General features: G+C 62.1%; 9 protein-coding genes. 5 read left to right on the top strand and 4 right to left on the bottom strand.

Features of this window, described 5'->3' with window-relative positions; genetic code table 11:
- Positions 1 to 252: 252 nt before the first annotated feature.
- From cgtA to DBO86_RS02850, 3 genes are all read left to right on the top strand, one after another.
- Entirely contained in the window at positions 253 to 1473 is a 1221-nt protein-coding gene (gene cgtA, locus DBO86_RS02860) for an Obg family GTPase CgtA (protein WP_108232932.1), read from the top strand.
- An 81-nt stretch (positions 1474 to 1554) separates the two neighbouring features.
- Positions 1555 to 2673: a glutamate 5-kinase gene (gene proB, locus DBO86_RS02855; protein ID WP_104729545.1), complete on the top strand. Its 1119-nt coding sequence runs from the start codon at positions 1555 to 1557 to the stop codon at positions 2671 to 2673.
- Between the two features lie 9 nt (positions 2674 to 2682).
- Entirely contained in the window at positions 2683 to 3144 is a 462-nt protein-coding gene (locus DBO86_RS02850) for a CreA family protein (protein WP_004424540.1), read from the top strand.
- A gap of 210 nt (positions 3145 to 3354) precedes the next feature.
- Here the strand turns inward: DBO86_RS02850 and mqo are convergent, their stop codons facing one another.
- Positions 3355 to 4854, bottom strand: coding sequence for a malate dehydrogenase (quinone) (gene mqo / locus DBO86_RS02845; protein WP_108232931.1), 1500 nt, complete (start codon positions 4852 to 4854; stop codon positions 3355 to 3357).
- A 463-nt stretch (positions 4855 to 5317) separates the two neighbouring features.
- Entirely contained in the window at positions 5318 to 5548 is a 231-nt protein-coding gene (locus tag DBO86_RS02840) for a hypothetical protein (protein WP_017675393.1), read from the bottom strand.
- Positions 5549 to 5714: 166 nt separating this feature from the next.
- On the opposite strand from DBO86_RS02840, the gene DBO86_RS02835 reads away from it, so the two are divergent.
- On the top strand, positions 5715 to 6299 hold the full coding sequence (locus DBO86_RS02835; RefSeq protein ID WP_108232930.1) for a YajG family lipoprotein: 585 nt from the start codon (positions 5715 to 5717) through the stop codon (positions 6297 to 6299).
- A gap of 61 nt (positions 6300 to 6360) precedes the next feature.
- On the opposite strand, the gene DBO86_RS02830 is transcribed toward DBO86_RS02835, so the two are convergent.
- Entirely contained in the window at positions 6361 to 6567 is a 207-nt protein-coding gene (locus DBO86_RS02830) for a hypothetical protein (protein WP_108232929.1), read from the bottom strand.
- Between the two features lie 274 nt (positions 6568 to 6841).
- On the opposite strand from DBO86_RS02830, the gene DBO86_RS02825 reads away from it, so the two are divergent.
- On the top strand, positions 6842 to 7117 hold the full coding sequence (locus tag DBO86_RS02825) for a hypothetical protein (RefSeq protein ID WP_074855274.1): 276 nt from the start codon (positions 6842 to 6844) through the stop codon (positions 7115 to 7117).
- Positions 7118 to 7349: 232 nt separating this feature from the next.
- Here the strand turns inward: DBO86_RS02825 and DBO86_RS02820 are convergent, their stop codons facing one another.
- Entirely contained in the window at positions 7350 to 8513 is a 1164-nt protein-coding gene (locus DBO86_RS02820) for a 1-acyl-sn-glycerol-3-phosphate acyltransferase (RefSeq protein WP_084340879.1), read from the bottom strand.
- Between the last annotated feature and the right edge of the window lie 195 nt (positions 8514 to 8708).

Genomic DNA, 8708 nt, shown 5'->3' with positions numbered 1-8708 from the left:
AAACTCCGAGGGCCGGTCTGGGCGCTTAGCTACCGCAGGCGACACATCAACGGAACCAAGCTCGCTGATGCTGTTTGTCAGTAGGCAGGAACCGCCGTATACGGAACCGTACGTACGGTGGTGTGGGAGGACGGCGGGGGTGACCCCGCCTCCTACCCGATTATGTATCTTTGGTTCGCTTGCCCGATCCGCTAGTTCTGGATGATCCGGCAAGCGTCCCCCCAGCCCGCAGATGAAGCGGGAGGCATATCCATGAAATTCGTCGACGAAGTATCGATTTTTGTAAAAGCTGGTGACGGCGGAAACGGCATGATGGCCTTCCGTCGTGAGAAGTTCATCGAGAAGGGCGGCCCCAATGGCGGTGACGGCGGTGACGGCGGCTCGGTATTCCTCGAGGCCGACGCCAACCTCAACACCCTGATCGACTACCGCTATACGCGTAAATTCCATGCGCAGAATGGCGAGAAGGGCGGCAGCACCGATTGCACCGGGGCCAAGGGCGAGGATCTGATCCTGCCGGTACCGGTCGGCACCACGGTGATCGACGTGGCCACCCAGGAAGTGATTGGTGACCTGGTCAAGCCGGGTCAGCGCCTGATGGTCGCCCAGGGTGGCTGGCATGGCCTGGGCAACACCCGCTTCAAGTCCAGCACCAACCGTGCGCCGCGTCAGACCACGCCGGGCAAGCCGGGCGAGTCGCGCGATCTCAAGCTGGAGCTGAAGGTGCTGGCCGACGTTGGCCTGCTCGGTCTGCCCAATGCCGGCAAGAGTACCTTTATCCGCGCGGTTTCCGCGGCCAAGCCGAAGGTCGCCGATTACCCCTTCACCACCCTGGTACCGAACCTCGGCGTGGTCAGCGTCGACCGCTTCAAGAGCTTCGTCGTTGCCGACATTCCGGGGCTGATCGAAGGCGCCTCCGACGGTGCCGGTCTGGGTATTCGCTTCCTCAAGCACCTGGCGCGTACGCGTCTGCTGTTGCATCTGGTGGATATGGCGCCGCTGGACGAGAGCGACCCGGCCGAGTCGGCGCAGGTGATCATCGACGAGCTGGCACGCTTCAGTCCGGCACTGGCCGAGCGCGATCGCTGGCTGGTGCTGAACAAGATGGACCAGGTGCCCGAGGACGAGCGTGAGGCACGCAAGGCGGATATCGTGGCTCGCCTGAACTGGCAGGGCCCGGTTTACGTGGTCTCGGCCATCAGCCGCGACGGTACCGAGCGCATCAGCCGCGACATCATGCATTATCTGGAAGTGCGCGCCGAGCGCATCGCCGAAGACCCGGTCTTCGCCGAGGAGCTTGCCGAGCTGGATCAGCGCATCGAAGACGAGGCGCGTGCCCGTCTGCAGGCGCTGGACGACCAGCGTGCGCTGCGTAAATCCGGTGTGCGCAGTGTCGACGATATCGACGAGGACGATGATTTCTTCGACGAAGAAGACGACGACGGCCCGGAAATCATTTACGTCCGGGATTAAGCAAATTTCCAACGCCGCTTAATTGCGGCGTTTTTGTAGGTGGGGCGGGCCCCATCATTTTCTGGCTAAGGTTGGAAGATCATGCGTGACAAGGTGACCGGCGCGCGGCGCTGGGTGGTGAAGATCGGCAGTGCGCTGCTGACCGCTGACGGGCGTGGCCTGGATCGTGCGGCCATGGCGATATGGGTCAAGCAGATGGTTGCGCTGCGTGAGCAGGGCGTCGAGCTGGTGCTGGTATCTTCCGGTGCGGTGGCGGCCGGCATGAGCCGCCTGGGCTGGACCAGCCGACCTAGCGCGATGCACGAGCTGCAGGCCGCTGCTGCCATTGGCCAGATGGCCCTGGTGCAGGCCTGGGAGTCGAGCTTCGCCGAGCATGGCATGCGCACCGCACAGATCCTCCTGACCCATGACGACCTGTCCGACCGCAAGCGCTACCTCAATGCACGCAGCACCTTGCGTACGCTGGTAAATCTCGATGTGATCCCGGTGATCAACGAGAACGACACCGTAGTCACCGATGAAATCCGCTTCGGCGACAACGATACCCTGGCCGCGCTGGTGGCCAACCTGGTGGAAGCCGATCTGCTGGTAATCCTCACCGACCGCGACGGTATGTACAACGCCGACCCGCGCCACAACCCCGATGCCGAGCTGATTTTCGAAGCCCGCGCCGATGACCCGGCACTGGATGCCGTGGCAGGTGGCGTCGGTGGTGCGCTGGGCCGTGGCGGTATGCAGACGAAGTTGCGTGCTTCGCGTCTGGCGGCGCGCTCCGGCGCGCATACGGTGATCGTTGGTGGGGCCATCGAGCAGGTGTTGGCGCGGCTCAAGGCGGGCGAACGTCTGGGCACGCTGCTGGCGCCCGAGCGCGGCTTGCTGGCGGCGCGCAAGCAGTGGCTGGCAGGCCACCTGCAGACCCGTGGCACCCTGGTGCTGGATGCCGGCGCGGTGAAGGCGTTGAGCCAGGATCGCAAGAGCCTGTTGCCGGTCGGTGTGAAGGCCGTGCAGGGCAGCTTCCGCCGTGGCGAGATGGTGGTCTGCGTATCGCCTGACGGCCGTGAGGTCGCCCGTGGCCTGGTCAACTACAGCGCGCTGGAAGCACAGAAGATCATCGGCCAGCCGTCGGACGCCATCGAGAAGCTGCTGGGCTATGTCGATGAGCCGGAGCTGGTGCATCGCGACAATTTGATTCTCGTCTAAGGAGCATGTATGCGTCTGTTCAAGGGATATGTGCTGAGCCTGCTGATGCTGCCCGGTCTGGCGCTGGCCGAAACCATCGGTGAAGTGTCGACGGTGTTCAAATGGGTCGGGCCGAACGACAAGATCGTCGTCGAGGCCTTCGATGACCCCAAGGTGTCGGGCGTGACCTGCTACCTGTCGCGTGCCAAGACCGGTGGGGTGAAGGGTGGTCTGGGCCTGGCCGAGGATCGGGCCGAGGCCTCCATCGCCTGCCGCCAGGTCGGTCCCATTGCATTCAAAGGCACGCTCAAAGACGGCGAGGAGGTGTTCAAGGAGCGCACTTCGCTGGTGTTCAAGACTATGCAGGTGGTGCGTTTCTTCGACAGCAAGCGCAACACCCTGGTGTATCTGGTCTACAGCGACCGGGTGATCGAGGGTAGCCCGCAGAATGCGGTGACGGCCATTCCGATCCTGCCTTGGGGTCAGCAGTAATAAAAAACGCCCCGAAAGCAGGTAAGGTTACCGCGCTGTCTTGCGTAGGAGCCCCGCCTCGGGGCGAAGCTTTTCAGAAGCGCGCCGCCCTTGTTCGCGGCGGGGCACCGCTCCTACAGATTCGATGCGTCGACACTTGCCTGGCAGGTATTACCTTGAGGGGCGGTTTGGGTTGCCGCCATCCTTGGCGGTTCAACGTGCTGCTGCCAATCAGGCGCTGGGGATGTCGAGCTGCAGGCGCTGATTCGATTGCGTCTGCACTTCGTGGTAGCGCGCGGCGTCGCTGGACAGAACATCGGCCATGGCCGGGAAGATCTGGTCCAGTTTGCTGCGCCAGTCGTCGCTCTTGGCCTGTTCGGGGAAGCAGCGGCGAATCAGGTCGAGCATGATCGACACAGTCACCGAAGCACCCGGCGAGGCGCCGAGCAATGCGGCGATGGTGCCGTCGGCTGCTGCCACCAGTTCGGTACCGAATTGCAGCACGCCGCCTTTCTTCGGATCCTTCTTGATGATCTGCACGCGCTGGCCGGCCACTTCCAGACGCCAGTCCTCGGCCTTGGCCTTCGGGTAGAAGCCGCGTAGGGTTTCCAGGCGCTGCGTTTCGGACTGCATCACTTCCTTGATCAGGTAGCGGGTCAGGTCCATGTTGTCGCGCGCCACCGCCAGCATCGGGCCGAGGTTGTTGGGGCGTACCGACAGCGGCAGGTCGAGGAACGAACCGTACTTGAGGAACTTGGTGGTGAAGCCGGCGTAGGGGCCGAACAGCAGGGATTTCTTGCCATCGACCACGCGGGTATCGAGGTGCGGTACCGACATCGGTGGTGAGCCGACGGCAGCCTGGCTGTAGACCTTGGCCTGGTGCTGCTTGACGATCTCAGGGTTGTCGCAACGCAGCCACTGGCCGCTCACCGGGAAGCCGCCGAAGCCTTTACCTTCGGGGATGCCGGACAGCTGCAGCAACGGCAGTGCGCCGCCGCCAGCGCCAAGGAAGACGAACTTGCTCTTGAGCTGGCGCGTGGCGCCGGAGCGGGTGTCCTTGATGTCCACCAGCCAGCCTTCACCGTCGCGCTTGAGGTCGGTGACCTTCTGGTTGCAGGTGACCTTGGCGTCAGGCTGGGTGGTCAGGTAGGCGAGCATCTGCTCGGTGACCGCGCCGAAGTTGACGTCGGTACCGGCCTGCACGCGGGTCATCGCCAGCGGCTCGTTGGCATCACGGCCCGGAATCAGCAGCGGCGCCCATTCGGCGATGGTGGCGCGATCCTCGGTGTATTCCATCTCGGCGAAGGCGTGATGTTGACGCAGGGCCTCGAAGCGCTTCTTGAGGAAGGCAATACCACTGTTGCCGCGCACGAAGCTCATGTGCGGCACCGGGTTGATGAAGGTCTTCGGCGCGTTGATCGCACCTTTCTCGATCAGGTAGGCCCAGAACTGCTTGGACTCTTCGAACTGGGCGTTGATGCTGACCGACTTCTTGATGTCGATACTGCCGTCAGCACCTTCCGGGGTGTAGTTCAGCTCGCACAGCGCGGCGTGACCGGTGCCGGCGTTGTTCCAGGGGTTGGAGCTTTCCACTGCGCCGGACTCGCGCTGCTCTACCACTTCCAGCGTGAGGCCGGGATTGAGTTCCTTGAGCAATACGCCCAAGGTCGCGCTCATGATGCCGGCGCCAACCAGCACCACATCTACGCTTTGGTAATCGTTATGCGCCATTAACCTCTCTCCAAGAAAAACTGCACCAGATGGACGGCCGTTCGGCCTTTCAGGGCGATACCGGCAGACTCAGGCGTGATGCCACGTCGTTCGGTGGTGAGGGTTAAGGCTGGGATTTGCGGACGCAAAACTGTTCATCTGTTCGCCACACTCTTGTGAAGTTTGTAAAAACCGTTTTTTCACGCTCTTTTGGAGCGGTGAACCTCAAAAGCTCGACTGCCTCGGCGCGCTTTTGCCCGTGCAAATCATGCAATGCATGGCTGCGATCGGCTCTGCATATGGGCTGAAAGCGGCTGGCCGGAAGCGGCAGCTCGAAGTGGGCGACTCTCTGGGGCGGGGCGATGACATTGCATCGGCGAGGTCGTGCGGCCCGATCAGGAGACGTCCTTATAATCGGGGCGCGATTATAACGGTGAATGAGGGGAAATTGATCGCCCCAGCGTGACTTTTATTCTTCCGCCGGTCAGGCCGCCAACGGGCGAGCGGCTGGTGCGTGTGTGACGACCGGGGTGATCTGGGCATTGGCGGGCAAGGGGGAGCCCAGCCAGGAGATGCTCGGCTCGCGAACTTCCACCCAGCCAGCTTGGCTCGGGTGTTCCTGCATCTGTCGTAGGGCGCGGCAAATTCCCTGACCATCGATCAGGGCAAAATGGCGCATCGGGCGAGCGCGGCTGAACAGGCGGCGCAACAGCATGGTGAAGGCCCCAGCGTGATGACGGGTGCCTTTATGCCAGGGCGTGGTGACAGGCTGATGACAGGAACCGCAACGCTGTGCTGACGGTCCTATGCTGCACCACTGTCGGCCTCAGGCCGCGCTGGGTATACTGCCGGCCACTTTTACCTCACTCGGAGAGATGAGCATGCTGCACCGTGTGTTGATCGCCTTGCTTGCTGCCGCCAGCCTGACTCTGGCCGGTTGCGCCCTCAGCCCTCAGCAACTCACCCCGCAACCCAGGCTCACCAGCTCTCTGACTCCCGTGGGTCAGGGCCAACCGGTGGTGGTGCGCGTAGTCGATGGCCGTCCTTCGCCGGTGCTTGGTACCCGCGGTGGCCTGTATCCAGAAACCAGTACGATCAGCGTGAGCAGCGAGCACGTACTGCCCAAGCTACAGGCCGAGGCCGAGGCTGCCGTGCGTCTGCTCGGCTTCACCCCGTCGGCCAATGCCTACAACGCGCCACAGCTGACCATCACCCTGGCGGAGCTGAAGTACCAATCGCCGAAAGAAGGCATGTACGTCACCGAGGCCGATATCTCCGCTTCCATTCGCGCTGACGTGCAGGGCGGTAGCCGTCGCTACACCGGTCGTTATGGTGCCTCGCTGAATCAGCGTTTCGGCACCGCCCCGAACCAGCAGACCAATACCAAGCTGGTGGGTGAAGTGCTTAGCGATGCGCTGACCCGCGCCTTCAAGGACCCGACCATTGGCCAGGTTCTACTGCAGTAATTCCTAGCGTCGCTACGAAAAACGCCCCGCATTGCGGGGCGTTTTCATTTGTCCTGGGGTTTCATGCCGCTTCGGCGTAGAACTCCGGCAGGCTCATGCCGGTGCGGTTGTCGATGTCCGGCAGGTCGTAATGCTCGTGGCCGCCAAGGGCGCAGTACACCAGCCAATGCTGATCCTGTACGTTGAGGGATAGTTCGTCGACCACGGCGTCCACTTCATCCAGCGAGTCGATCAGGTAATCGCGATCCAGCGGTTGTGAATTAAGCATGGCAGGTCCTCCAGGGGCGTTGGGGTTTGGCTTCAGCAATAGTCGTGACTGCATGGTCACTGTTGGAGATACAAACCCTAGGCCAGGCATAGGACAGTTTTCAGACGATTTCGGGATAGCGGGCCGCGTTCGTCGGGAACGAACCTTATAAATGCGCTAGTTCAGTACACTGCGCGATGACTTTTCGAGGGTCGAGACGCACCGTTTCTCGGCCGAAATCCCCATTCTGGTGCAGTGGCGGGGTTGCTGCACCATGCTGTTCTCGAGGTGTTGCATGTCGCTGCAGATGTTGTGGTCGCTGTTCCTCGCCCATCCGGCCGGAGCGGTGAATTCGTTGGCATTGTTCTTCGCGTTGGCGGGAGCCTGGCTGTGTCTGATGACCCGCTTGCGTGAGCAGCGCGGTATGGCGCGCGTGCTGGCTCAGGGTGAGCTGGACGATAGCGAAGCACAGGATGAGCGCACTGTGCGCATCAACCGCTTCTTCTACCGTTTCGGCGCCATCTGCCTGGGCGCAGCCCTGCTGCTGTCCTGGCTCAGCACGCGGCTTTGATGCTTGAGCGATAAACGAAAACGTCAGCCTGATGGCTAATGCCAGTCAGTTAAGCCGTTGCACTCGATCTTTGTAGGAGCCGGCTTGCCGGCGGTCCGCCATAAAAAGCATCGCCAGCAAGCTGGCTCCTACGAAAAGCGCCCCCTCTACTGCAAGTAGGAGGGGGTGGTGACGAACTTATCTGATCAGCATTAGCCTGATGGCTGACGTTTTCGTTTGTAGCGCGGGGTTCTTACAGAGGCAGACCCGCCTTGATCCGGTACTGATTGCGCACCGGATTGGCGTACTGCAGGATCAGGAACGGCTTTTCTTCGGCGCTGCAGGCGGCCAGGCGTTTGTTCCACTGCGCTTCGGCCTTGGCCAGTTCCGCGGCATCGAATACGTCGCTTGCTGCTGGCACGTTCAGCCCGGCCTCGCGCCCTTCCCACATGGCGTAGGCCAGGTAGTGCACGGGGAACAGGCGATACTGGCCGAGAATGTGACGATCTATCTCCTGAGCAAGCTGCTTGGTGTCCTCCAGACCGGCGACAGGCGGACTGAAGTGCAGATGCACGCGCCCTTTGTAACCGGTGATGCCCAGGGCGATACTGGCGTCGTCTTCGCCCGGCGCCTTGGTATAGCTGCCCGTGGCGGCGCGCACGCAGAGTTCGCGGGCCTTGGCCAGGTCGCAGGGATCGTACTCGTAGCTGATCGAGACCGGGATCAGGTTCAGCGAGTCGATGACCTCGGCGAACGGTTCGTCCTTGCGGCTCATGTGGAACATCTTGAGGATGGCCGAGTCGGTGCGGTCATCACCATCCTTGGCGCGGCCTTCGGCCTGGGCGATCCAGATCGACTCGCCGTCTTCACGGATCGAGTGATTGATATACGCCGACAGCAGCTGATAGGCCGCCAGCTTCTCGCGGCGCCCGCTGATCGAGCGGTGCACGATGAAGCTCTTGTTCAGGCGCATCAGGTCGCTGACGAAGGGGCGCTGCAGCAGGTTGTCGCCGATGGCGATACGCGGCGTCTGCAGGCCGGCGTGATAGACGGCGTAGTTGACGAAGGCCGGGTCCATGACGATATCGCGATGGTTGGCCAGGTACAGGTAGGGCTTGCCCGGTTGCAGGTGTTCCAGGCCGGAGTAGCTGATGCCGTCAGTGGCATGCTCGATGGTGCGATCAATATAGGGTTCGATCTTTTCCTGCAGCTTGGAAACCGAATCGATGCTGGCGAACTCGCTGCGCAGCCGCGCGGCGATCAGCGGCTTGAGCAGCCAACCGAGTGGCCCGGCCAGGCGCGGGAAGCGAAAACGGGTGAGGGCGCCGAGAAACGCCGGGTCGGCGAGCAGGCGCGCCAGTACGGGGCGCACTTCTGCATCGGCATAGGGTCGGATGGCATCGAATGCGCCCATCATGCTCTCTTGTTCTAGAACGGCTAAGGTTGAAAGGGGGGCTGCTTAAACAGGGTGAGCAGTAGACCGGCGATTATAACGCCAAGTCACAAGGAGGCCGCGATGCTGGAAAGCCAGTTGTATTATTGCCCCTATCAGGCCGTTGAAAAACGTAGGCGAGGCAGCCAGTGCAATACCGATGGCGGCCCCGCAAAAACA

Source organism: Ectopseudomonas oleovorans, assembly GCF_003052605.1.
Classification (GTDB): domain Bacteria; phylum Pseudomonadota; class Gammaproteobacteria; order Pseudomonadales; family Pseudomonadaceae; genus Aquipseudomonas; species Aquipseudomonas oleovorans_A.
Note: the sequence above shows the minus strand (reverse complement) of the source record. Positions and strands in the feature narration are given on the sequence as shown.